The sequence below is a fragment of the Rhizobium sp. 01L419 genome, from assembly GCF_056400025.1.
Genome location: NZ_JBFTSM010000012.1, coordinates 1 through 21,474, shown reverse-complemented (window position 1 = coordinate 21,474; position 21,474 = coordinate 1). Strand labels below are relative to the sequence as shown.

Annotated in this window: 24 protein-coding genes and 1 pseudogene; 15 read left to right on the top strand and 10 right to left on the bottom strand. The window is 61.8% G+C overall.

The annotated features are described in order from the left end of the window. Nucleotides 1-63: 63 nt before the first annotated feature. A complete protein-coding gene (locus AC1DUP_RS22470; RefSeq protein WP_477834543.1) occupies nucleotides 64-1,056 on the top strand; it encodes an SDR family oxidoreductase in 993 nt (330 codons plus the stop codon). Between the two features lie 19 nt (nucleotides 1,057-1,075). Here the strand turns inward: AC1DUP_RS22470 and AC1DUP_RS22465 are convergent, their stop codons facing one another. Continuing rightward, the gene (locus tag AC1DUP_RS22465; RefSeq protein ID WP_477834541.1) at nucleotides 1,076-1,948 is read right to left on the bottom strand and encodes a LysR family transcriptional regulator; all 873 of its coding nucleotides are present in this window, start codon (nucleotides 1,946-1,948) and stop codon (nucleotides 1,076-1,078) included. Between the two features lie 99 nt (nucleotides 1,949-2,047). Here AC1DUP_RS22465 and AC1DUP_RS22460 point away from each other — a divergent pair, with 99 nt between their 5' ends. The 4 genes from AC1DUP_RS22460 to AC1DUP_RS22445 all read left to right on the top strand — a co-directional run bounded on the left by AC1DUP_RS22460 (nucleotide 2,048) and on the right by AC1DUP_RS22445 (nucleotide 5,510). Continuing rightward, a complete protein-coding gene (locus tag AC1DUP_RS22460) occupies nucleotides 2,048-2,257 on the top strand; it encodes a DUF1127 domain-containing protein (protein WP_477834539.1) in 210 nt (69 codons plus the stop codon). A gap of 95 nt (nucleotides 2,258-2,352) precedes the next feature. Beyond that, nucleotides 2,353-2,826 (top strand): VOC family protein, encoded by a 474-nt coding sequence (locus AC1DUP_RS22455; protein ID WP_477834537.1) that lies wholly within the window; start codon nucleotides 2,353-2,355, stop codon nucleotides 2,824-2,826. Between the two features lie 254 nt (nucleotides 2,827-3,080). Next, entirely contained in the window at nucleotides 3,081-3,497 is a 417-nt protein-coding gene (locus AC1DUP_RS22450; RefSeq protein ID WP_113299279.1) for a GFA family protein, read from the top strand. 153 nt (nucleotides 3,498-3,650) lie between these two features. Then, the gene (locus AC1DUP_RS22445; RefSeq protein WP_477834534.1) at nucleotides 3,651-5,510 is read left to right on the top strand and encodes an ABC transporter ATP-binding protein; all 1,860 of its coding nucleotides are present in this window, start codon (nucleotides 3,651-3,653) and stop codon (nucleotides 5,508-5,510) included. 217 nt (nucleotides 5,511-5,727) lie between these two features. Here AC1DUP_RS22445 and AC1DUP_RS22440 read toward each other — a convergent pair whose 3' ends face one another. Then, on the bottom strand, nucleotides 5,728-6,054 hold the full coding sequence (locus AC1DUP_RS22440) for a winged helix-turn-helix transcriptional regulator (protein ID WP_477834532.1): 327 nt from the start codon (nucleotides 6,052-6,054) through the stop codon (nucleotides 5,728-5,730). Nucleotides 6,055-6,178: 124 nt separating this feature from the next. Between AC1DUP_RS22440 and gstA the strand changes: the two genes are divergently transcribed. Then, the gene (gene gstA, locus AC1DUP_RS22435; protein ID WP_477834530.1) at nucleotides 6,179-6,814 is read left to right on the top strand and encodes a glutathione transferase GstA; all 636 of its coding nucleotides are present in this window, start codon (nucleotides 6,179-6,181) and stop codon (nucleotides 6,812-6,814) included. A gap of 23 nt (nucleotides 6,815-6,837) precedes the next feature. Here gstA and AC1DUP_RS22430 read toward each other — a convergent pair. From AC1DUP_RS22430 to AC1DUP_RS22420, 3 genes and pseudogenes are all read right to left on the bottom strand, one after another. Next, a pseudogene (locus tag AC1DUP_RS22430) lies at nucleotides 6,838-7,014 on the bottom strand (SAM-dependent methyltransferase); the annotation flags it as partial. A 24-nt stretch (nucleotides 7,015-7,038) separates the two neighbouring features. Continuing rightward, on the bottom strand, nucleotides 7,039-7,971 hold the full coding sequence (locus tag AC1DUP_RS22425) for a hypothetical protein (protein ID WP_477834528.1): 933 nt from the start codon (nucleotides 7,969-7,971) through the stop codon (nucleotides 7,039-7,041). 377 nt (nucleotides 7,972-8,348) lie between these two features. Continuing rightward, nucleotides 8,349-9,137, bottom strand: coding sequence for a class I SAM-dependent methyltransferase (locus tag AC1DUP_RS22420; protein WP_113299284.1), 789 nt, complete (start codon nucleotides 9,135-9,137; stop codon nucleotides 8,349-8,351). Between the two features lie 115 nt (nucleotides 9,138-9,252). Between AC1DUP_RS22420 and AC1DUP_RS22415 the strand changes: the two genes are divergently transcribed. Genes AC1DUP_RS22415 through AC1DUP_RS22405 form a run of 3 tightly spaced genes read left to right on the top strand, consistent with a single transcriptional unit; the run spans nucleotide 9,253 to nucleotide 12,211 of the window. Next, complete coding sequence (locus AC1DUP_RS22415; RefSeq protein WP_477834526.1) at nucleotides 9,253-10,389, top strand: ABC transporter substrate-binding protein; 1,137 nt, start codon at nucleotides 9,253-9,255, stop codon at nucleotides 10,387-10,389. A gap of 5 nt (nucleotides 10,390-10,394) precedes the next feature. After that, the gene (locus tag AC1DUP_RS22410; RefSeq protein WP_113299286.1) at nucleotides 10,395-11,465 is read left to right on the top strand and encodes a FecCD family ABC transporter permease; all 1,071 of its coding nucleotides are present in this window, start codon (nucleotides 10,395-10,397) and stop codon (nucleotides 11,463-11,465) included. Then, nucleotides 11,459-12,211, top strand: coding sequence for an ABC transporter ATP-binding protein (locus AC1DUP_RS22405; protein ID WP_113299287.1), 753 nt, complete (start codon nucleotides 11,459-11,461; stop codon nucleotides 12,209-12,211). The genes AC1DUP_RS22410 and AC1DUP_RS22405 overlap by 7 nt, the downstream gene beginning before the upstream one ends. A gap of 69 nt (nucleotides 12,212-12,280) precedes the next feature. Here the strand turns inward: AC1DUP_RS22405 and AC1DUP_RS22400 are convergent, their stop codons facing one another. The 3 genes from AC1DUP_RS22400 to AC1DUP_RS22390 form a co-directional block, all read right to left on the bottom strand. After that, nucleotides 12,281-13,036 carry a hypothetical protein gene (locus AC1DUP_RS22400; protein WP_477834523.1) on the bottom strand — a complete coding sequence of 252 codons (756 nt, stop codon included), beginning with the start codon at nucleotides 13,034-13,036 and terminating at the stop codon, nucleotides 12,281-12,283. Between the two features lie 85 nt (nucleotides 13,037-13,121). Beyond that, a complete protein-coding gene (locus AC1DUP_RS22395) occupies nucleotides 13,122-14,435 on the bottom strand; it encodes an epoxide hydrolase family protein (protein ID WP_477834521.1) in 1,314 nt (437 codons plus the stop codon). 84 nt (nucleotides 14,436-14,519) lie between these two features. Beyond that, on the bottom strand, nucleotides 14,520-14,960 hold the full coding sequence (locus AC1DUP_RS22390) for a VOC family protein (RefSeq protein ID WP_113299289.1): 441 nt from the start codon (nucleotides 14,958-14,960) through the stop codon (nucleotides 14,520-14,522). A gap of 261 nt (nucleotides 14,961-15,221) precedes the next feature. On the opposite strand from AC1DUP_RS22390, the gene AC1DUP_RS22385 reads away from it, so the two are divergent. Further along, nucleotides 15,222-16,172, top strand: coding sequence for an alpha/beta fold hydrolase (locus tag AC1DUP_RS22385; RefSeq protein WP_477834519.1), 951 nt, complete (start codon nucleotides 15,222-15,224; stop codon nucleotides 16,170-16,172). On the opposite strand, the gene AC1DUP_RS22380 is transcribed toward AC1DUP_RS22385, so the two are convergent. Continuing rightward, a complete protein-coding gene (locus AC1DUP_RS22380) occupies nucleotides 16,161-17,066 on the bottom strand; it encodes a LysR family transcriptional regulator (protein WP_113299382.1) in 906 nt (301 codons plus the stop codon). The genes AC1DUP_RS22385 and AC1DUP_RS22380 overlap by 12 nt on opposite strands. Before the next feature lie 248 nt (nucleotides 17,067-17,314). Between AC1DUP_RS22380 and AC1DUP_RS22375 the strand changes: the two genes are divergently transcribed. Beyond that, nucleotides 17,315-18,055 (top strand): carbon-nitrogen hydrolase family protein, encoded by a 741-nt coding sequence (locus tag AC1DUP_RS22375; RefSeq protein ID WP_477834517.1) that lies wholly within the window; start codon nucleotides 17,315-17,317, stop codon nucleotides 18,053-18,055. A gap of 74 nt (nucleotides 18,056-18,129) precedes the next feature. Here the strand turns inward: AC1DUP_RS22375 and AC1DUP_RS22370 are convergent, their stop codons facing one another. Next, nucleotides 18,130-18,462: a low molecular weight protein tyrosine phosphatase family protein gene (locus tag AC1DUP_RS22370; RefSeq protein WP_477834515.1), complete on the bottom strand. Its 333-nt coding sequence runs from the start codon at nucleotides 18,460-18,462 to the stop codon at nucleotides 18,130-18,132. Between the two features lie 235 nt (nucleotides 18,463-18,697). Between AC1DUP_RS22370 and AC1DUP_RS22365 the strand changes: the two genes are divergently transcribed. Genes AC1DUP_RS22365 through AC1DUP_RS22350 form a run of 4 tightly spaced genes read left to right on the top strand, consistent with a single transcriptional unit; the run spans nucleotide 18,698 to nucleotide 21,363 of the window. After that, complete coding sequence (locus tag AC1DUP_RS22365; protein ID WP_113299292.1) at nucleotides 18,698-19,012, top strand: BufA1 family periplasmic bufferin-type metallophore; 315 nt, start codon at nucleotides 18,698-18,700, stop codon at nucleotides 19,010-19,012. A gap of 48 nt (nucleotides 19,013-19,060) precedes the next feature. Continuing rightward, the gene (bufB, locus tag AC1DUP_RS22360; RefSeq protein WP_477834512.1) at nucleotides 19,061-19,987 is read left to right on the top strand and encodes an MNIO family bufferin maturase; all 927 of its coding nucleotides are present in this window, start codon (nucleotides 19,061-19,063) and stop codon (nucleotides 19,985-19,987) included. Further along, nucleotides 19,974-20,795 (top strand): HvfC/BufC family peptide modification chaperone, encoded by an 822-nt coding sequence (locus AC1DUP_RS22355; protein ID WP_477834510.1) that lies wholly within the window; start codon nucleotides 19,974-19,976, stop codon nucleotides 20,793-20,795. The genes bufB and AC1DUP_RS22355 overlap by 14 nt, the downstream gene beginning before the upstream one ends. Further along, nucleotides 20,788-21,363: a DoxX family protein gene (locus AC1DUP_RS22350; RefSeq protein WP_477834508.1), complete on the top strand. Its 576-nt coding sequence runs from the start codon at nucleotides 20,788-20,790 to the stop codon at nucleotides 21,361-21,363. The genes AC1DUP_RS22355 and AC1DUP_RS22350 overlap by 8 nt, the downstream gene beginning before the upstream one ends. Nucleotides 21,364-21,474: the final 111 nt, after the last annotated feature.

Sequence of the window (21,474 nt, the reverse complement as noted above, 5' to 3'; positions counted from 1 at the left end):
CCCTCTCTTTCGCGCTATGAAGATTATCGATAATCCTGCCTCATCCGACACGGAGATCCCCTCATGGCTTTGAAGATCCTTTTCATCGGCGGCACCGGCCAGATTTCCTATCCCTGCGTCGAGCGCGCCGTGGCTCAAGGCCATGAAGTCAGCGTGTTTAACCGCGGCCTGAGGGGCGATCCGCTGCCCGCGGGCGTGACCTCCATCGTTGGCGAGCTCGGATCATCGGCCTACGCGGATCTTGCCAAGGCCAATTACGATGTCGTCACCCAGTTCATTGCCTTCACACCGGATCAGATCGCCCGCGATATCGAGATCTTCTCAGGCCATTGCGGCCAGTACATCTTCATCTCGTCAGCCTCGGTCTATGAGAAGCCGGCACGCCACTATGTGATATCGGAAGAGAAGACACCGGCGATAAATCCCTACTGGCCCTACAGTCAGGCCAAGATCGCCTGCGAGGAGCTGCTGAAGAAGGCCGACAACCTCGTCTGGACGATCGTCCGCCCCAGCCACACGGTCCGCACCGGCCTGCCGATCATGATGGGCGACAGCGATGTCATGGCGCGGCGTATGCTGGACGGCGAGCCGACCATTGTCGCCGGTGATGGTCATACGCCCTGGACGCTGACCCGCTCGGTCGATTTCGCCGTGCCCTTCGTCGGCCTGTTCGGCAAGCAGAAGGCGCTACGCGATATCTTCCACATCACCAACGACCACGCCCACATCTGGGACGATATCCAGAAGGCGATCGCAAGGTTGCTGGGCGTCGAGGCAAAGATCGTCCATGTGCCGACGGACACGCTCGTCAAGTACAATCCGGAATGGATTGGCCCGCTGACCGGCGACAAGGCGTGGACGGCGATTTTCGATAATTCCAAGGTCAAGAGCGTCGCCGGCGACTTCACCTGCGCCGAAAGCCTGGACGAAATCCTGGCCGAGCCGATCATGCACCTCAAGCAGCGTTTCGCCAAAGCCCGTCCTCCGAAGGGCGAGTTCGATGCTCTGGTCGATCGCATCTGTGCCGAACAAAGCGCCCTCGGCGCTGCCGCATGACAGCTTAGGCAACAGCCCGTTACGCCTCAGCCGCACGCAGGCACTTCATGACCTCGCGCAGTCCCCGCGTCAGATGTTTGTCGCGTCGGATGACCATGCCGAGCTGGCGCACCAGCGGCGGCCGAACGGGTGACGTCACGAACCGGGCCCGGTCGCGCTTCAGGGCAAGCCCCGGCAGTACCGACCATCCGAGCCCCGCGGCGATCAGTTCCTTGATCGCCTCGACGCTGCCGAACTCCATAGTCGGCTGGCTCCTGATGCCGGCGGCCTCGAACCATCCGTCGGTCGCCAGCCGCGTATTGCCGCCGTCATAGAGCATCATGATCTTGTCCTTGAAGAAATCAGGCGTCGGCCCGCCCTCCGGCATGACACTGCCTTTGGGCGCCACCGCGACAAGCTCGTCCTCGTAGAAGGGCTCGATCTCGATGGAGCGGCCGGACACCGGCAGCGTGACGACGGCGATATCAAGGGCGTTGGTTTCGAGATCGCGCACCATCTCATCGGTATTGCCGACACGCACCAGGATTTCCAGGCCCGGCATGCGCTTCTTCGCAGCAGCGATCGCCCGCGGCAACAGATGGATCGAGGCCGTGCCGCCGCTGCCGATCCGCACGCGGCCCACGGCCCCTTCCCTGTAGGGCGCCATCGCTTCCTCGGCCGCCGCGCATCCACCGAGAATCCGGCGCGCATGGGCCAGCAGTTCGACACCCGCAGCCGAAGGCTGCGCCCGGCGGCCGACGCGCTCGATCAGCCGCACCCCCATCCTTTGCTCCAGAAGCTTGACCTGCAGGCTGACGGCAGGCTGCGTCAGCCCAGCCTTCTCGGCAGCGGCGGTAAAGCTGCCGAGATCGACGACGCTGACGAAGGCGGCGAGCTGGTCCAGATTCAGCATCAAAAGAATTCCTTATGGATTGCATAAAAACCATAAGCTTCCTCACGGGAACGCGCCAGTGCATTTTGAGGCATCCGAGACGAATGCTGGAGATGCTCGATGACGACTGATGTGGAATTGCCAACGACAATGGATCGCGTCCCAAGCGGCAGCATTGCGCGGCGCTGCCTGATGCACCTCAATCTCTATTTCAGCAAGCGCCGCGAGCGGCTGGTACTTTCATGCCTGTCCGACGATCAGCTTCGCGATATCGGCGTCAGCCCTTCCGAGGCGAGAACCGAGTTCAACAAATCATGGTTTTGGGGATAGCCGCCGCTGGCTTTAAATAACGTGCCTGGGCTGGAGAAAACCCGTTTGCCTCTTATGTCACTGCCATCAGGGAGAAAACAGCAAAGGACCGCGCAATGAACAAGAATACGATCTGCGTCTGGTATGACAAGCACGCCGAGGAAGCCGCCCGCTTCTATGCCGAGACCTTTCCGGACACCACGGTCGACGCTATTCACCGCGCGCCCGGAGATTATCCGTCCGGACAGCAGGGAGACGTGCTGGTCGTTCACTTCACGGTTGCCGGTATCCCCTGCATCGGCCTGAATGGCGGCCCGTCGATCAAGCACAGCGAGGCTTTCTCCTTCCAGATCTCGACGGAAAATCAGGAAGAGACTGACCGCTACTGGAACGCCATCGTCGGCAATGGCGGCCAGGAAAGCGAGTGCGGCTGGTGCAAGGACAAATGGGGCGTCTCCTGGCAGATCACCCCGCGCGTGCTGATGGAAGCGATGCAGGCAGGCGGAGCCGAGGCAAAGCGCGCTTTCGACGCGATGATGACCATGCGCAAGATCGACGTCGCAGCCATCGAAGCGGCCCGCCGCGGCTGAGGCAACTGCAACAGATCGCGACGCCGGGGCAGTTGACCGGTCCGATCCCTCGAACAACAGCCGGGCCTGTTCCACAGGCATCGGCTTTGCGAGCGTAACGCGCTTCGAATACAGTCTGCCTATTCCAGCTTGATCCTTCCGCTCACGGATGGCGCCTGCCGCCTTTTCATGCTGACCGAATTCAGCCAGGGGCACATCCGGCATCTTCCCAAAAATCCCGAATTTCAATCCCCTCAGGAAACAGGAGTATCCCGATGGCCAACGCCCGATGCAGCTGCGGCGCGCTCACCTTGACGCTACCGGATAAACCAAGTGCGGTGATCGCCTGTCATTGCATCGAATGCCAGAGACGAACAGGCGCCCCCTTCGGCACCGGTGCCTTCTACCCGGCCGAAGCCGTCACCATCTCCGGAACGGCCAAGCAATACACGCGCGATGCGGCAAGCGGAGGAAAGGTGCATTCCCATTTCTGCCCGAACTGCGGCTCGTCGGTCTATTGGAAGGCCGAGAACCTGCCCTCCATGATCGGCGTGGCGCTGGGAGCGCTAACCGACGCCAGCCAGTTCCCGGCGCCCGCCAAATCGATCTTCGAGCAGTCGAAGCATCGTTGGGTGCAGATCGACGAAGTCGGAGAGCACTTCCAGCAAGGCAGCGTTGCGCAGTCGCGTTGAGACGTGGCTTCCGCAGGTAACACACTTCCCTCCGCCCACACTTTTCCTAAATTTCTAATTGAGATTGCAGCCGGAAGATGATTCCATGCGGCCTGCGTCGCCTGATACGCCCGCCCTTCTCCGATGTCAGATCCAAGAGGCTTCACGTCGATTATGTCGATTTCAGATGCGATCTACCGCCCCTTCGAACGCCTGATCCAACCGCTCGATATCCCCTACCGGCCGCTGCCGTCCAAGGGACCTGTGACTGTGCTTCTGCACTTCATCTCGATGTTTCGCGGCGTGCTGATTGCGGTGGCCCTTTCCACCATGGCGATCGAGGCCATGAATCTGACGATCGTCTGGGGGTTGTCGGTCATCGTCGACGGCGTAACGCAGCAGGGCGCCCGCGCTTTCCTGCAAAACGACTGGCGGCTGCTGACCCTTCTCGGTCTGATGCTCTTCCCCGCCATTCCGGTCGCCTCCTTCCTCGTCAACACGCTGACCTCGCACACGCTCGGCATCGGCATGCCTGCCGCCATCCAGTGGCAGGGCCACAGGGCCGTGGAGCGTCAGGACCTCGCCTTTTTCCACGATCTCTATGCCGGCCAGGTCGCCTCGCGCCTGCAGCAGGTGGCTTCCGCCGTCCAGCAGCAGGTCATCTCGGCTTTCCAGTCCATCCCGCGCTTCGTGATGCAGATGGTGGGCTCCGTCATCCTTCTGAGCGCGTTATCCTGGCAACTCGCCCTGCCGACCATCATCTGGATCACGCTCAACGTCCTGTTCGCCGTCAGGCTGGCTCCTGTTTTCACCGAGCGCGCACGCCTCTCCGCCAAGCGACGCAGCCTGATTTCCGGAGCCATCACCGATCTCTACGCCAATATGCAGATGGTGAAGCAATTCGCTGCCGAAGACAGCGAGGCAGGCGCCATCCGCGGCATCATCGGCAAGGCGATCAAGGCGCAGCAAAGCGAACAGCGCATCTACCGGACCGCGGAGCTCATCGTTGTCGTCCTCAACATGATGCACTGGTTGGCCATTCTGTCGATCGGCTTTACAGGGCTCGTCGACGGCTTCGTCACGATCGGCGAATTCACCGGTGCCGTCTATGTTCTGACCCGCCTGTCCGGTCACACGTTTACATTCCTGCAGATGGGTTCGCAGATCTTCCAGGCGATCGGCACGATCAAGGATGCCATGCCCGTCATGACGACGCCGCCCACCATCACCGACCGGCCGGATGCGAAAGAGCTTGCGGTGACATCAGGCGAAATCCGTTTCGAACATGTCCGCTTCGCCTATAAATCCGGCAGGTCCGTCATCGACGATCTGTCGCTGACGGTCCGCCCCGGCGAAAAGGTCGGCCTCGTCGGCCTGTCGGGTGCCGGCAAGACCACACTCGCCAACCTGATTCTGCGTTTCTACGACATCGAGAATGGCGCGATCCTTATCGACGGCCAGGATATCCGCACGGTGACCCAATCGAGCCTGCGCCGCGCCATCGGCGTCATCGCCCAGGATGTCGCGCTGCTGCATCGCTCGGTCGGCGACAACATCCGTTACGGCCGGCCGGAAGCCCCGAAGGAGGAGATCGAGGCCGTCGCGAAAATGGCGAGCGCCGATGTCTTCATCGCCGATCTTGCCGATAGCGAAGGCCGCAAGGGCTACGAAGCCTTTGTCGGCGACCGCGGCATCAAGCTCTCGGGAGGCCAGCGCCAGCGCGTGGCGATCGCCCGCGTGCTCTTGAAGAACGCGCCGATCCTGGTGCTCGACGAGGCAACCTCGGCGCTGGACAGCGAATCCGAAGCCGCCATCCAGGAACGGCTCGATCTCGTGATGGAAGGCAAAACCGTCATCGCCATCGCCCACCGCCTGTCGACCATATCGAGAATGGACCGCATCGTCGTGCTCGACCACGGCCGTATCATCGAGGAAGGCCGGCCGGAGGAGTTGATCGAAGGCGACGGATTGTTTGCGCGGCTCTGGAGGCGGCAGACGGGTGGGTTTATTCCGGAGGAGATCGAGGCGGAATAATTGCCTCCTTCCAGCAGAAAAGCTGGAGCGTGTGGCCCCCTCACCCTAGCCCTCTCCCCGCTGGGTAGAGGGGACTGCCACACGACGCCTTCGAGAGCGTGGAAACGGTGCGGCATATCCCTTCTCCCCTTGGGGAGAAGGTGCCTGAAGGGCGGATGAGGGGGCCACACGCGCCGGCGGATCCTTGCCTTGGCAAGAACGACCGAGACCAAGACCGTTACGAAGCCGCCTCCCGTTCCAGCAGCCACGTCCCAAACTCCTGCATCACCTTCACCACCGGAACGAGCCGCTTCCCATCCTCGGTCGGCTGATACTCGACCGTCACCGGCACCGTCGCAAACACCGTGCGCCTGATCAGCCCCGCCTGTTCCAACGCCCGCAGATCCAGCGTCAGCATGCGCTGCGAAATACCCGGCACGCAGCGGCGCAGCTCGTTGAAGCGCCTGGGACCATCAAGCAGGAAGTAGACGATCAGCAACCGCCATCGGCCGCCGAGCAGCCGCATCGCCTCCTCGACGGTGCAGTTGGTGATACTTTCCTTCATGCGGAATTCTCCCGGTATAAAATATGTACCTACACCACAATATAGTGCCTTCTTCAAAAAATATCCCACCCTTTCTAGATTGGCCACGAACCAGAATTCTGGTGGCAATCGAAAAGGAAAACTCGTGAAATTGTATTATATGCCAGCCGCCTGCTCGCTCTCGCCGCACATCGTGCTCAACGAGCTCGGCATCGATGTCGAGCTCGTGCCTGTCGACAACAAGACGCACAGATTCGGCGATGGCGAGGATTTCGAGGCGGTCAACCCGCTTGGTTATGTTCCCGCCCTAGAACTCGATGGCGGCGCGGTTCTCACCGAGGGTCCGGCGATCGTCCAGTACCTTGCCGACCTGAAACCTGAACTCGGCCTGGCGCCGGCCAATGGCACGATGGAGCGCTACAGGCTGCAGCAATGGCTGAACTTCCTGTCCTCGGAAATCCACAAGGGCTTCATTCCGCTGCTCTATGCGCGGCTTGCCGGCCCCTATGTCGAAACGGCCAGACCGAAGCTCGAGAAACGTTACGCCCATGTCGACGCCGAACTCGCCACCCGCCCCTATATATCGGGCGATACCTTCACCGTTGCCGACGCCTATCTTTTCGCACTCACCGGCTGGGGACAAGCGCCCTGGCTCGCCTCCTACTACAGGGCCGACATCCATTTTGACGGCCTGTCGAACCTGCAGGCCTGGTACGAACGGGTGCAATCCCGCCCGTCGGTTCAAAAGGCGCTTCGGGCAGAAGGGCTAGTGAAGGTTTAAGCGAGCGGCTTGGTGGCACAGATCGCCGGCATCTGCTCGGAGAAATGAGCGCGCGAGCGGATGGCCTGATGGCGGGCCATCATCTCGGGCTTCATGTGGCTGGGCGGCGCCTTGGCGGTCAGCTTCATCAAGACTTTCTGCAAACCTTTGACCCAGGTATCCTTGCCCGTGTTGCCGTCGACGATCAGCACCTTGCCGCCGCGAATTACGACCACGCCACGAGCTCAATCCTCTCGTTGCCGGCCAGTCGGCTCGGGCACCTGACAACAGGCCCACTCGAACGCCTCGTCGATCGCGGCAAACTTGACCGCCTGCCAATGTCGATAGTCAAGGATCAGCTCCGCTGAAAGCCAGAAATCACCGCTGTCACCGGAGAGGTCCCATCCACCAGCCTCAAGCACATGGGCACGCTCGAAAAGGCGCCGCGCATGGGTTCGCGAGATGGCGTAGCGCTTGAAGAATTCTCCGATGCGCAAAGGACCGATAGGCATGCGCGTTTCCAGCTCTTTTTCCGGCGACAATCGAGACATCAGGTCGTGCAGGATGTTGCTGCCCGAACCAGTTCGAACGAAAGTCTCCACCGTCTGCGGAGGGCTGGTCCAGTCTGGATCGTGAAAGAGGCTCTGGGCCATTCTCGGCTGCGCATACCAGAGCAAGCGCCGATCGGCCGATGATCGTGAGAGCCGCGTGCCTTGATCGAGCATGTCGAGTGATTTCAGATGTTCGTTGAACCATTCGCGTATCAAGGTTTCGGCAGTCTCGGAAATTCTAAGCTGGCGAATGCGCCTGTCCCCGCTTTCACCGGTATCGACCAGGAGACCGTAATTGCGCATCTCTGCAAGATGCGCGAACGCCGTGTTCTTGCTGGCAACCTTGCTGTTAGCGATGAAGGCGTTCAGGTTGGCGGCCGTAAGGCCCGGATGAGACGGCGACGTGACGCGCTGAAAATGGAAAGCCAGAATTGACTGCGTCAGCAGCCATCGTTTCATATCTGCGGTATAGCGGACGATACGCGGCGCGGCATCGTGCATGGCAAGAAGCTTCAGCGCAGCATCTTTCAAAGCGAGCGGGTAGAGGCGATTTTCCACAATGGCTTCGACGGTCAAAACCTTCGCTGCGTCAGCGGCGGAGCGCATTGCGGTTGATATCGGAGTCAACGGATCTCTCCAGGCAGGTTTGAATTGGGCAAGCTACGGCTGAGCGACCTACGCTTGCCCTCACGGCGTTGGTTATGCCGTCGCGCTCGCAAGTTTCCACCTTTCCTGCACGCGGGGCATATCGACATCGCCAGCTTCTTGCGCCAGCAGTCGGCCATCTCCTGCTGCACTATGTCCCTTAAAATAGAATTGCAAAATATAGCCATCCATCCGATCGGGAGCGATTTTGTAGCATGGCTGATCGAAATGCCGCACCGTCGCCTTGCCTCTTCCGAGGCAAGCCCACAGAGCCCGTCGAACCGGCAGGCCAGGTAGGAGCGGGTGCAATCCCGCCCGTCGGTTCAAAAGGCGCTTCGGGCCGAAGGGCTCGTGAAGGCTTAAGCCACCGGCTTCGTCGCACAGATCGCAAAACGATCCTGCACCATGCGCTCCAGCCCGCGCAGGAAGGGCATCTTGCGCGCCTGCGCCCAGTGAATGTCGGAGAGCTTGCGGTCGACGACGATATTGTCGAAGCCGGCTTGCCGCAGCAGCTCGACGATCGCCTCAGCCGGCATCTGCTCGGAGAAATGTACGCGCGCGCGGATGGCCTGATGGCGGGCCATCATTTCGGGCTTCATGTGGCTCGCCGGCGCCTTGCCGGTCAGCTTCGTCCAGAATTTCTGCAGACCCTTCACCCAGGTTTCCTTGCCCATGTTGCCGTCGACGATCAGCACCTTGCCGCCGGGCTTCAGCACGGAGAACCATTCACGGAAGGCCGAGGGCGGATCGACCAGCGTCCAGACGAGATGCCGGTTGGTGATCACGTCGTAGCTCGCCTTTGCCTCCATGGTGTTTTCCGCGTCGCCAGAGACGAAGCGGATATCGGTGCCGCGCTTCTTCGCCTTGGCGCGCGCCTGCGCCAGCATCGCATCCGACCAGTCGAGCCCGGTCACCTTGAAGCCTGCTCCATGCATGAGATGGGAAATCACCGCCGTGCCGCAGGCCAGATCGAGCGCCGCACGCCCCTGCCCCTCGCCGAGATGCTTGCGGATCAGCCGTTGCCAGCCTTTTCTCTCAGCTTCGGAAAAGATTTCGTGACCGACACTCTCGTCGAACGTCGCTGCGCGTTCCGACCAGAAGTCCCGGATTTCATCGCGAATGGAGTAATTTGTGTTCATCGTATTCATCATCTGCACCCTGGCGCCGAACTTACTTTGGAAATGCTCTAAAACATAAAACTTGATTCCAAAAGTCAGTTTTTCTATGCCTCAGGACATTACCAAGGACCGGGGGAGTTTCCAGTTGAATATTACGAATTTTCTTAGACTATCCGCAGTTGCAGTTGTAGCCCTGCTGCCGCTCCAGGCTTTGGCCGATTCCTTCACCATCAAGGATGTGGCCGGCCGCGAAGTCACCTTCGACAAGCCGGTCGAACGCGTGATTCTCGGCGAAGGCCGTATGCTCTATGCCGTCGCCCCGATCGAGAAGGACGATCCCTTCGCCAAGATCGTCGGCTGGCGCAACGACCTGTGGACAACAGACAAGGATGGCTTCAACGCCTATGTCGAGAAATTCCCGAGGGGTAAGGACCTGCCCTTCCTCGGCAACCTGACGGATGGCACGCTGCAGACCGAGACGGTCGTGGCGCTCCACCCCGACCTCTTGCTGCTGCCGATCGGCAACAAGAAGGCCGCAGACGAGGTCAAGCTCGAGGACATGCTGAACAAGATCGGCGTGAAGATCGTCTATATCGATTTCCGCGAGCACATCCTTGCCAATACCGAGCCGAGCCTGGAGATCCTCGGCAAACTCTTCGGCCATGAAGACCGTGCGCAAGCCGTCGCCGCCTACTGGAAGCAGCAGATGGCACGCGTCACCGACAAGCTGAAGGAAGCCAACCCCAAGAAGCCCAACGTCTTCATGTATCGCGCCGCCGGCCTCGTGGAGTGCTGCGGCACCTTCGGCCCGGACAATTTCGGCCTGATGGTGGATTGGGCCGGTGGCCACAATCTCGGCTCTGATTTCCTGCCGGGCTATACCGGCTCGATCAATGCCGAACAGGTCGTCGCCTCCAATCCTGACGTCGTCGTCGTGACAGGCTCGAACTGGAGCCAGACCAAGGACGCCAAGGATTTCGTCAATGTCGGCCCGGCCGCTGCCGCCACCATCGACGACAGCCGCAAGGCGCTGGATGCCCTGGTCCAGAACCCGGCCTTCACCGGTTCCAAGGCGGTTGCCGATGGCAATGTTCACGCGATCTGGCACCAGTTCTACACGAGCCCCTACCAGTTCGTCGCCGTGCAGCAGATGGCCAAGTGGTTCCACCCGGATCTCTTTGCCGATCTCGACCCGGATGCGACCTTCAAGGAATTCCACGAGAAGTTCCTGCCGGTTGCCTATCAGCCGGGTTACTGGGTCGACGCCAAGGCCGGAAAGTAAGCACCATGGCAGAGATCGCCGCCATGCCGATCGAAGCTGAGGAAGGCAGGGCGCGTTATCGCGCCCTCGCCCGCCGCAAGCTGATGATCCTCTTTGCCATGACGGCAGCGCTCTGCCTGTCCTTCGCCATCGATCTCGCCTGGGGGCCGGCGCGTTACGGCCTCGACGAGGTGGTGGCCGCCCTCCTCGACCCCGACTCCGTCTCGGCGCAGATCCGCGCCGTCGTCTGGGATATCCGCATGCCGGTCGCTGTCATGGCGATCGTCGTCGGCGCCTCGCTCTCGGTTGCCGGTGCGCAGATGCAGACGATCCTTGCCAATCCGCTGGCCAGCCCCTTCACGCTTGGCATTTCAGCCGCCGCAAGCTTCGGCGCCGCGCTCGCCATCGTCACCAGCGTGCCGATCCTGCCGGTTGCCGCCGGCCTGCTGGTCCCGGTCAATGCCTTCATCATGGCGCTGGTCGCGACACTCTTCATCCATTTCATCTCGCAGGCGCGCGGCGTTTCGGTGCAGACCGTCGTACTGCTCGGCATCGCGCTGGTCTTCACCTTCAATGCGGCCCTCGCCTTCCTGCAATATCTCGCCTCCGAACAGGCGCTGTCGGCCGTCGTCTTCTGGACCATGGGCAGTCTTACCAAGGCCACCTGGCCGAAGATCTGGATCACGCTTGCGGTGCTGCTCTTCGCCCTGCCGCTCTTTGCCCGCCATGCCTGGGCGCTGACGGCGATCCGCCTCGGCGAGGACAAGGCGGCGAGCTTCGGCGTCAATGTGCGTCGCATCCGGCTGGAAACGATGCTGATCATCTCGCTGCTGGCCGCCGTTCCCGTCAGCTTCGTCGGCACGATCGGCTTCGTCGGCCTCGTTGGCCCGCATATCGCCCGCATGATCCTCGGCGAAGACCAGCGCTTCTTCCTGCCGGGCTCGATTCTGTCAGGCGCATTGCTGCTGTCGGTCACCTCGATCGTCTCGAAGTCTATCATTCCGGGCGTCGTCTTCCCGATCGGCATCATCACGGCGCTGGTCGGCGTACCCTTCTTCTTCTCGCTCATTCTCTCGAACAGGAGCCGCTCATGGTAGCACTTCAGCTGCAATCGGTCGGCGCCTATCACGGCCGCAAGCTCTTCGTCGAAGACGTATCGACGCCGAAGCTGAAATCGGGTGAAGTCGTCGCCGTCATCGGCCCGAATGCGGCCGGCAAGTCGACGCTCTTCAAGCGCATCACCGGCCTCTTGAAAGGGCCGGGAAAGGTGCTGGTCGAAGGCGCAAAAAGCAGGAACGCCATCAGCTACATGCCGCAGGATACATCGGCCAATGCGGTGCTGACGGTCTATGAATCGATCCTGCTGGCCCGCAAGCAGGGCCAGTCCTGGGGCGTCAGCGACCAGGATCTCAGGCTGATCGACGACATCATGAAGGCGCTGAACATCGAGGCAATCGCCTTCCGTGATCTCGGTGCACTCTCCGGCGGCCAGCGCCAGCTCGTCTCCATCGCCCAGGCGCTGGTGCGCGAGCCCGAGATCATGCTGATGGACGAACCGACCAGCGCGCTCGATCTTCACCGGCAGGTGGAAGTACTTGATTTCATGCAGCGCCAGGCCCGCAAGCGCGGCATGCTCGTGCTGATCGCCATCCACGATCTCAATCAGGCGCTGCGCTTTGCCGACAAGGTCCTGGTCATCCAGAACGGCCGCATGCGCGCCTGCGGCGAGCCACGCGATGTGGTCACCGTCGACATGCTGCGCGAGGTCTACAAGATCCACGCCCGCATCGAGAAATGCTCGAGGGATCACGACCACGTCATCGTCGACGGCACGGCGCATTGACAGCATCAAAAAGGGCGCGCCGTAGACCGACGCGCCTTTCCGTTTCAAAATGTCATCGGCACCAAACTCTTATAGCCCGCGCGGCAAGGTCTGGTCCTGCCGCATCCCGTCGACGTCCTGCGCCTGGCGAAGCTCGCGCTCCGCACGCTCCCTGGATTCTTCCACGGTGCGGTGGTGTCCGGTCGGCAGGATGTCGTCGCGCAGTTCCTGATCTAGCGGGGCCCCTTCATCGAGATCCTCGGCACGAGCTCCGGGCAAGGCCGGATCGCCTCGACGCCCGATCGGCTGCGCTACGCCGGCCACATCGGCTGCAAAGATATCGTCCTGCACAGCGCTCGCCTGCCGGGCACGCTCTGCGTCATCGTCACGAGCCCAGCTTGCATCATATCGCGATGCTACGAGGGCCTCGTTCGACTTGCTGATATCCCAGCCCTCCGCCCGCCAGAGGTCCGCGCGCTCGTCCATGTCTATGCAGCCTTCGTCGTCGAGAATGTCGTGGGCGATACCGTAGGTCGCATCGTCAACTCCGACGGAGACCAGAAAGCCGCCGCGGCGCAGGCCTTCGGCATAGACCGAGCGGTCCTCATCGGGAAACAGCCAGTCCTCCAGCTTCGACCAGAACCCACCACGGTCGTCGCCGGCAACGCCGGCCTTGTCGCCATCGGCTTCGTATCCCGGCATCATTCTGATATCGGTGACACCCAAATTCTTCAGCCGGTCGATCGCGCTCTCGGCATCGTTACGGCTGTCGAAGAAAGCAGTCAGCGTGCTGTGGCCGTCGCCCCCTGAGAATTCGGGGGCGCCGTCGTTATAGAGATTGCTCATTGGGATTCCTCCTTGAGGTCTTTCCTCTCCGCAAACGGACGAACAAGCTCGATGTTCCGCACTTATCTCCGGAAGTCGGATCTCCTTATGAGCGTACCGTCCTGAATGCGGCCCGGACCTCCTCGGCGAAGAGATCAGGCTCCTCCCAGGCGGCGAAATGACCGCCTTTTGCAGCCACATTGTAGTAGACGAGCTGCGGATAGGCTTTCGTGAGCCATTGCCGCGGCGGCCTGTAGACCTCGCCTGGAAAGACCGTGACGGCGACCGGAACCTTGACGGGTTCCAGCTTCGCGCCGGCGGCGACATTCTCCCAATAGATGCGCCCGCTCGAAGGCCCGGTATTGGTCAGCCAGTAGAGCGTGATATTGTCGATAATGGCATCCTTGCCGAGCGCCTGTTCCGGGTCACCGCGGGTAAACACCCAGTCGGCGATCTTGTCATAGAGCCAGGCCGCCAGGCTCACGGGGGAATCCGCAAGCGCGTAGCCAATCGTTTCCGGCCGGGTTCCCATGATCGCCGCATAGCAGAAACCATTGTTGAGGAAATCCCGCGCCTCTTGGAAGATGACCTTCTGCTCCGGCGACAGGCTGTCGGGCGCCGGTGCCCCGCTCATCAGCGCCTGCGCTGCATCCGGCGGAAAGGTCGTGGCTCGCTCGACCCTGTTCACATGGATACCGAGCAGCCCCTCGGGCGCCTGCCGCCCCAGCGCATCGCTGATGATCGCGCCCCAATCGCCGCCCTGCGAGACATAGCTGGTGTAACCGAGGCGTTTCATCAGCACATCCCAGGCAGCCGCTATGCGCCGTGGGTTCCAGCCCGTTTCCGCAGGCTTGCCGGAAAAGCCGAATCCGGGGATCGAGGGGATCACCAGATGGAACGCATCGTCAGCCGCACCGCCATGCGCGGTCGGGTCGGTCAGCGGGCCGATCACGTCGAGCAGCTCGAACACCGATCCCGGCCAGCCATGCGTCATGATCAGCGGCAGGGCATTCTCGTGGCGCGATCGCACATGGATGAAATGGATATCCACGCCGTCGATCCCGGTCGCGAATTGCGGAAAGGCGTTCAGCTTCGGCTCGGCCTTGCGCCAGTCGTAGGAAGACTGCCACTCGTCCACCAGCGCCTTCAGCCTCTCGGGCTGCACACCCTGGGATCGGTCGCGCACGGTCTCTCCATCAGGCCAGCGCGTGGTCGCAAGCCGCCGCCGGAGATCGGCAAGTGCGGCCTCTGGAACCTCGGACCGAAATGGGCGGATCTCGCCGCCGAGCGCGCCTGCATCGACGGGATCGGCCGCAGCCGCAGGTGACAAAAGCATCGCCGTCAGCCCCGCTGCCGTGCCCGCAAACAACAGCGAACGCCGTGACATCCTTAGTCTCTCGATTGATTGTTCTGATATCATGACATGCATCCTTTCCATCGGAAGATTCGCAGGCGCATTTCAGACGCGGAACACTATGCGCCTGAAATCCGCCCGATGCGATTGTCAGACCTCGTCCGGCCCGGCGCGATAGACCAGGAACTTGTTACCCTCGGGGTCGCGGAAATAGGCGCAGTAAGGCCCCTCGCCATTCTCCCCGCGCGGCCCCGGCGCGCCCTCATCCGAGCCGCCGGCCCGCAGCGCCGTTGCATAGGCCTCGCGCACCTTTGCGCGCGAGCGTGCCTCGAAGGCCACCATGCCACCATTACCGACACTCGCCGGCCTGCCGTCGAAGGGCTTCACCACGCCGAATTCCAGCGTGCGTTCGCCGTAGTAGACCGCCCGGCCGGGCTGCACCAGAAAACGGCCGATGCCGAAGACGGCCATGAGCTTGTCGTAGAATTCGCCCGCAGCCTCGAGATTTCCGGTACCAACGGTGGAATGCCCCGGCAGGCCACGCACCCTCTCGGGCTGGGCGATTTTCAGATTTACGGTCATATCGTTCATGTTTCATCGTCCTTTCATGGGGCAGCACGGTCTCTGCCTGCTGCCTGCGTTGGACGCGGGCCATTCCCCGGCACCGCGGATGGAGATGATGTACGGCGCGTGCCGATCGCCCGGTACTGAGGGAAAGTGAGAGGCAGGCTCTCATGACTGCCCTCTGCCGACGGCAGGCGCGATGCACGATTCTATCGTCGAGAATTCACCCCGATCGCGGCCATCAGGCTCCACAGCAGACACGGCCGCCGGAGAGGAAGGACAACGGACATGCTGACATCCTCACTTGGAACATTGCTCGCAGCCGCCGCAATCACGGGCACCACGCTTACCCCGGTAAGCGCCGGCACGACTGAAGCCGCAAAGCCTGAAACCGGCACCATCGCCATCGGCGGGGATATCACCCTGCGGCGGCTCGTCGTGCACAATCCAGCGCCGAAAGGCACCGTGCTCTTCCTGCACGGCTTTCCCGAAACCTCTGCCGTCTGGGGCAATATCGCAGCCGCGCTCGGCGACGAATTCGAGGTGCATGCCTTCGACTGGCCGGGATACGGCAAGTCCTCAAGGCCATCAGCCGAAAACTTCTCCTATTCACCGCGTGATTATGGCGATGTGCTGAAGGCCTATATCGACACGGCCGGCATCGACCGATCGAAGCTGACGATCTATGCCGCCGATATCGGCGCCCTGCCCGCGCTGCTTCTCGCCCTTGATGAACCCGATATCGCACGGCGCATCATCGTCAGCGATTTCGCCCCGTTCAACCGGCCTGATTACATGTATGAGAGCCTGCAGAACCTGAAGACGGAGCCCTCTGCCTCCAGAACCCGCGCCTATATGAACCAGACGAGCGACGAGATCCTCGAAAACACCTACAGGCGCGGCCTGCCTGACGATAAGCAGTTCGATCTCGCTGCCGACGTGAAGGAAGACATGATCCGCGGCTGGAGCCACGGCACCCTCACCCCCGCCGATGCCTTCTACCACTACTATTCGAAATTCACGCGGGATCAGGATTTCCTGGAGGCCAACCTCGGCAGGCTCACGACGCCGGTGAAGATCGTCTGGGGCGAGAAGGACATCTATATCGACAAGCGGATGGGCCTGGAATTGTCAGGCAGGATCGGCGCCACGCTCGATATACTGCCCGGCATCGGCCACTATCCGCATCTGCAGGCGCCGGAACGCGTCGTCGCGGAGATCCGCGCTTCACTCGATTGAGCAGTAGCTGCGGCAGGCCTCCCTCAGCCGCGGCAGCGTCCAGTCGATGAAGGAGCGCACCTTGAGCGCCAGAAAGCCCTGCCGCGGATAGACGATATGGATCGGCTGCGGCGCTCCCGCATAATCACCGAGAACAGGCACCAGAGCACCCGATACAAGCTCGTCGGGGATCTGGTAGTCGAAGAGCCGCGCGATGCCCGCCCCACCCACGGCGGCAGCAACGCAGTTCGCCGCCGTATTGACCTCGATGCGACGGCGCGGGACCACTTCGAACGGCCGGCCATCGATATCGAAGGTCCAGAAGAAAGTCCTGCTGTTGAAGATGATCCCGTCATGATCGGCCAGTTCGCCCGGATGCTGCGGAGATCCGCAGCGCTTGAGATAATCGGGGCTCGCGCAGGTCAGAATCCGGAATTCGGCAACCTTCACCGCATAGAGAGAGCTGTCCGCCAGCGCGCCTAGCCGGATGGCGATATCGACCTGCTCGCTGACGAGATGCACGGTGCGATCGAGCGACAGCATGTTCAGGGAAACCTCCGGATGCTCCGCCAGAAAGCCAAGCGCGATCGGCAGCACATAGCGATTGCCGAACTCCACCGGCATGGTGATCGTCAGCATTCCCCTCGGCCGCTGATATTCGCCGGAGGCTCGCCGCTCCGCCTCCTCCATGTCAGCAATGATCTTGCGGGCAGCCTCGACATAGTCACGCCCGGCATCGGTCAGCTGCAGGTTCCGGCTGGTGCGGATGATAAGGCTGGCGCCAAGCAGCCGCTCCAGCTCCGCGACCTTGCGGCTGACGCTCGGCAACGGCGCATTCAGCCGCTTGCTGCCCGCCGACAAACTGCCGGCATCGACAACGGCAAGCAACACGCGCATGGCATCCAGCCGATCCATCCCTGCCGCCTTCATCCCGCTTTTCCCGCGGAGAATCTTAAACCTTCGAAACTCTGACCGATAGATGATCCATGTCCATCGCGGCCAAGCCACCAGCTTCACCCGTTCCCCGGAAACGATCCCCCTCGGCCTGGCCTGCTCTGTGGCGCGGCCGGTGTTTATTTCGACGAGGCGATCATGGATGATCGTGGTGGACGAATGTTCATCTGCTCGGCTACGGATAATAGCGAGAGCAACCGGAACCCTGAATGAAAACCGTCCGCATCGCCGCCGCCCAAACCCTGGAATATCGCGAAAATGTCGAGGCCGCCCTGACATGCGCGCTCCACATGATCCGTAAGGCCGAAGCGGAAGGCGCCCGCCTCCTCTGCTTTCCGGAAGGTTTTCTGCAGGGCTACCTGACGGAATACGAAGCGGCACGACGAGCTGCGATGGATCTCGGATCTCAGGCATTCGCAGCCGTCATGAGCAGGCTCGCAGATGCCGGCCCCATGATCGTCATGGGCATGATCGAGGTGCAAGGCGAAGCGTTGTTCAACACTGCGGTCGTTATCGAAAGAGGCAAGCTGATCGGCCGATATCGCAAGGCGCATCTGCTCAAGGGAGAAAGCTTCTTCCAGCCGGGCACCGAGACGCCTGTCTTCACGGTCGATGACCTGCGGTTCGGCATCAACATCTGCTACGACACCGGCTTCCCCGAGGCCGCCCGCAAGGTCGCACTTACAGGCGCATCTCTCCTCGTCTGCTGCGCCAACAATATGATGCCGCGCGCCAATGCCGAGAAATTCCGGGACATGCACAATGCCGCCAGAGGCGAGCGCTGCCGGGAAACCGGACTTTGGCTCATATCCGCTGACGTGACGGGAGAACGCGATGGGCGCATTTCGTGGGGGCCGACGGCGGTCCTGAACCCGGCGGGCGAAGTGGAAGCCCAACTCCCCCTTGAATCTCCCGGCCTCCTGGTCTTCGATATCGCCGGCGAACTGTAGTCGCCACAGCAGAATTGGTGCCGACCTCAAGCGGAATATACTTCGCACCAATGCGCCTTGCCGGCGCAACGCGTTCACAAATACCTCGGAACCTTGCGCTCCAGAAGGCTGACCAGCACCGGGTCCATGAACTCGAAATCATCGGGAATGTCGAGGCAGATAATGCGCTTGCCATTCAGCGACTTGCGGAATTTGCGGGTGAGTTTGGCGCGATGCGCCTTCTCCATCACGAAGATGATGTCGGCCCACCCCACCTGTTCCGCATCGAGCGGATTGCAGGCATCATTATTCGTTCCTGCCGACGATACCTCGATGTCCTCGCGCACGGAAAACACCTGCTCGGCGGTCGGGCTTCTCAGCTTGTTCTGGCTGCACACGAACAGCACGTTTCGAGGTTTGATCGACATATCGAAGCCTGTCCGCAAAGTAGGATCGAACGCATGATTGCACCAGCATAAGCACCATCATCGCGCCCGGCAAAGCAGATTCCGTTGCCGGAATAGCGCGGGAAAGGCCGCCTCCGCGCGCCCAAACGCCATCACGCGTTCGTTACCTCCCCGCCTGTAACAACCAGCCCTCTCCTTGCGAATACCCCGACGTGCCCCGCTGAAACAGGGGCATTACGAGCAACGGAGACTATCAATGTTGAAGACTTCCATCAGCACCGCCCTTCTTGCCGGCGCAATCACCTCAGCACTCGCCACGATGGCAAGTGCTGCCCCGCTGACAAAGGCCGAGGCCGCGGCTGCGACCGCTGCCCACAAGGAGAAGTGCTACGGCGTCGCCCTGAAGGGCCAGAACGATTGCGCTGGCGGCCCGGGCACGACATGCCAGGGCACTTCGGTGAAGGACTTCCAGGGCAACTCGTGGAAATTCGTCCAGGGCGGCACCTGCGCCTCGCTTGATCTGCCGGGCGATCGTCATGGTTCGCTGAAGCCGCTGACGCGCGACATCTAAGCACCCGAAACCAGAGCATAAAACCAAATCAGGAAAGCGGAGGCAAACATGGCCAACGTCACCGTGACGACCAACCTTCCCATGGCGACGGAAAGCCCCCTCCGCTTTCCGACACTTCCCGTAGCCGGCCAGGCCGGCACCAGCTTCAAGCCGGAGCATCTTGCAGCCATTGCCGCGGAGACCGGCCCGCAGGGCTTCTTCGAAATCCACGCCGAGAATTACATGGGCGCCGGCGGCCCACCGCATCGCATGCTGGAACGCGTGCGCCGCGACCACCCGGTCTCGCTGCATGGCGTCTGCATGTCGCTCGGCGGCCCGCAGCCGCTCGACCAGGAGCATTTGCAGCGCTTCAAGGCCCTCGTCGACCGTTACGAGCCGGCGCTGGTCTCCGAACATCTTGCCTGGTCGACGCATGTCGATACCTACCTGAACGACCTGCTGCCGCTGCCCTATACGGCTCGGACGCTTGCCCATGTCTGCGATCACGTCGATGAGATGCAGAATGCCATCGGCCGGCCGATCCTGCTGGAAAACCCCTCCACCTACGTGCTCTTTGCGGAATCGGCGATTGGCGAGACGGATTTCATTCGCGAGATATCGCGGCGCACCGGCTGCGGCCTGCTGCTCGACATCAACAATGTCTTCGTCTCCGCCACCAATCACGGCTTTTCGGCGCTGGAATATCTGCGCGACTTTCCGCTCGCCAAAGTCGGCGAGATCCACCTCGCCGGCCATGCCGAACAGGAGGATGACGAGGGCGAGCTTCTCTTGATCGACAGTCATGACGGACCGGTCGCCGATGCCGTCTGGCAGCTCTATGAGATCGTCATTGCCAGATGCGGGCCGATCCCGACGCTCATCGAATGGGACAGCAGGATCCCCGACTGGCCGGTACTGCGCGCCGAAGCGCTGGCCGCGCAGGCGATCCTCGATCGGCACGCTCTCGACCGGGAGACCTCCCATGCGCTCGGCTGACATAGTGCCCATGCGCCGGTCCAAACCCGATTTCGCCGGCCAGTTCTCGGCAGCCCTGCTTTCCCCTGATGCCCCGGCGCCTGATCTGGTCACCGGCCCGCGCGGCAAGCGGGTGGAGAAACGCTACGATGTCTACCGCAACAATGTCACCGTCAGCCTGATTGCGGCGCTGTCATCAATCTTTCCGGCGGTCGAGCGCATCACCGGGACGGATTTCTTCCGCGCCATGGCTCGCTTTCATGTGCGCGAAACACCGCCCGCCTCGCGACTGCTCTTCGAATATGGCCGGGACTTCCCTGATTTCATCGACCACTACGAATATGCGGCCGACATGCCCTGGCTGTCGGATGTGGCGCGCATCGAGCGCGCCTGGCTGGATGCCTATCACGCCGCCGATGCACCGGCGCTGAGCGCCGCCGCGCTCGCGGCCGTGCCGCAGGAGGATCTGGGCGCGGTGACATTCCGGCCGCATCCGGCAACGCGGATGCTTTCATCGGTTCATCCCGCCGTCACCATTTTCGCCATGAACCGCGGCTCAGAACCGGTCGGCCGCGTCGAGGATCGCCCGGAAGACGGGCTGATCACGCGCATCGACGACGAGGTGACCGTGCGTCTTCTGCCGCCAGGCGGAGCTGCCTTTTTCAACGCGCTCCTATCGGGCGAATGCCTTGCGGCCGCCGTCGCGGCAGGCCTCGATGCCTGGCCTGCTTTCGATCTCTCTGCCGCCATCGGCGAGATGATTGAGGCCCATGCCTTTTCCAATATCAGAGCCTTTTCCGCCATCGAACTGGAGATTTCCGATGTCTGATACGCTTGGCTCGCTTTCTCGCAATGGGCCTCGCAACGGCGCTCTCTCCCCGCTGGCGAGGCTTGTGGCGACGGCTGACGGACTTGTCCGGGCCGTCGCCCAGCCCGATCTTGTCCAGGCCGTCATCCGCGTGGCGCTCGCCGTTCCGTTCTGGCGCTCCGGCATCTTGAAATGGGATGGCTTCCTGCAGCTGAACGATACGGCAATCGACCTCTTCACCCAGGAATTCATGCTGCATCTGCCGGGCGGGCCTTATCCCTTCCCCGCACCCGCCGTCATGGCCTTCCTGTCCGGCTGCGGCGAGATCATCTTCCCGACGCTTCTCGTCTTGGGCCTCGCCACCCGCTTTGCCGGCCTCGGCCTGCTGTTCATGACGTTGGTGGTCGAGCTTACCGTTCCCGACGGCTGGCCGATCCACATCACTTGGGCGGCGATGGCGCTGGCCATCATGCGCTATGGGCCAGGCCGCCTGTCACTCGACCATCTGATCGCGAGAATCTCAGGCGCTGCCCAGAAACAGCAATCGGTGTCTGAACTGCCCCCATTTTCGACCGGACACTCAGCATAAGCAGGAAGGCTCAAGCACAGGCTTGAGGATAAGCTTATGTCTAACGAGTTTCGACAGGTTGACTTGATGATCGGTGACGTCCGGCGGCGACGCTGGACAACGGAACGCAAA

Bases quoted from the DNA above. Each gene is read 5' to 3' on its own strand.
- AC1DUP_RS22420 (WP_113299284.1), bottom strand. From the start codon at position 9,137: ATGAATACGATGAACACAAATTACTCCATTCGCGATGAAATCCGGGAC.
- AC1DUP_RS22410 (WP_113299286.1), top strand. From the start codon at position 10,395: ATGGCAGAGATCGCCGCCATGCCGATCGAAGCTGAGGAAGGCAGGGCG.
- bufB (WP_477834512.1), top strand. From the start codon at position 19,061: ATGGCCAACGTCACCGTGACGACCAACCTTCCCATGGCGACGGAAAGC.
- AC1DUP_RS22465 (WP_477834541.1), bottom strand. From the start codon at position 1,948: ATGCTGAATCTGGACCAGCTCGCCGCCTTCGTCAGCGTCGTCGATCTC.
- AC1DUP_RS22400 (WP_477834523.1), bottom strand. From the start codon at position 13,036: ATGAGCAATCTCTATAACGACGGCGCCCCCGAATTCTCAGGGGGCGAC.
- AC1DUP_RS22350 (WP_477834508.1), top strand. From the start codon at position 20,788: ATGTCTGATACGCTTGGCTCGCTTTCTCGCAATGGGCCTCGCAACGGC.
- AC1DUP_RS22440 (WP_477834532.1), bottom strand. From the start codon at position 6,054: ATGAAGGAAAGTATCACCAACTGCACCGTCGAGGAGGCGATGCGGCTG.
- AC1DUP_RS22405 (WP_113299287.1), top strand. From the start codon at position 11,459: ATGGTAGCACTTCAGCTGCAATCGGTCGGCGCCTATCACGGCCGCAAG.
- AC1DUP_RS22450 (WP_113299279.1), top strand. From the start codon at position 3,081: ATGGCCAACGCCCGATGCAGCTGCGGCGCGCTCACCTTGACGCTACCG.
- AC1DUP_RS22365 (WP_113299292.1), top strand. From the start codon at position 18,698: ATGTTGAAGACTTCCATCAGCACCGCCCTTCTTGCCGGCGCAATCACC.
- AC1DUP_RS22390 (WP_113299289.1), bottom strand. From the start codon at position 14,960: ATGAACGATATGACCGTAAATCTGAAAATCGCCCAGCCCGAGAGGGTG.
- AC1DUP_RS22380 (WP_113299382.1), bottom strand. From the start codon at position 17,066: ATGGATCGGCTGGATGCCATGCGCGTGTTGCTTGCCGTTGTCGATGCC.
- AC1DUP_RS22385 (WP_477834519.1), top strand. From the start codon at position 15,222: ATGCTGACATCCTCACTTGGAACATTGCTCGCAGCCGCCGCAATCACG.
- AC1DUP_RS22370 (WP_477834515.1), bottom strand. From the start codon at position 18,462: ATGTCGATCAAACCTCGAAACGTGCTGTTCGTGTGCAGCCAGAACAAG.
- AC1DUP_RS22375 (WP_477834517.1), top strand. From the start codon at position 17,315: ATGAAAACCGTCCGCATCGCCGCCGCCCAAACCCTGGAATATCGCGAA.
- AC1DUP_RS22460 (WP_477834539.1), top strand. From the start codon at position 2,048: ATGACGACTGATGTGGAATTGCCAACGACAATGGATCGCGTCCCAAGC.
- AC1DUP_RS22445 (WP_477834534.1), top strand. From the start codon at position 3,651: ATGTCGATTTCAGATGCGATCTACCGCCCCTTCGAACGCCTGATCCAA.
- AC1DUP_RS22355 (WP_477834510.1), top strand. From the start codon at position 19,974: ATGCGCTCGGCTGACATAGTGCCCATGCGCCGGTCCAAACCCGATTTC.
- AC1DUP_RS22455 (WP_477834537.1), top strand. From the start codon at position 2,353: ATGAACAAGAATACGATCTGCGTCTGGTATGACAAGCACGCCGAGGAA.
- AC1DUP_RS22395 (WP_477834521.1), bottom strand. From the start codon at position 14,435: ATGATATCAGAACAATCAATCGAGAGACTAAGGATGTCACGGCGTTCG.
- AC1DUP_RS22470 (WP_477834543.1), top strand. From the start codon at position 64: ATGGCTTTGAAGATCCTTTTCATCGGCGGCACCGGCCAGATTTCCTAT.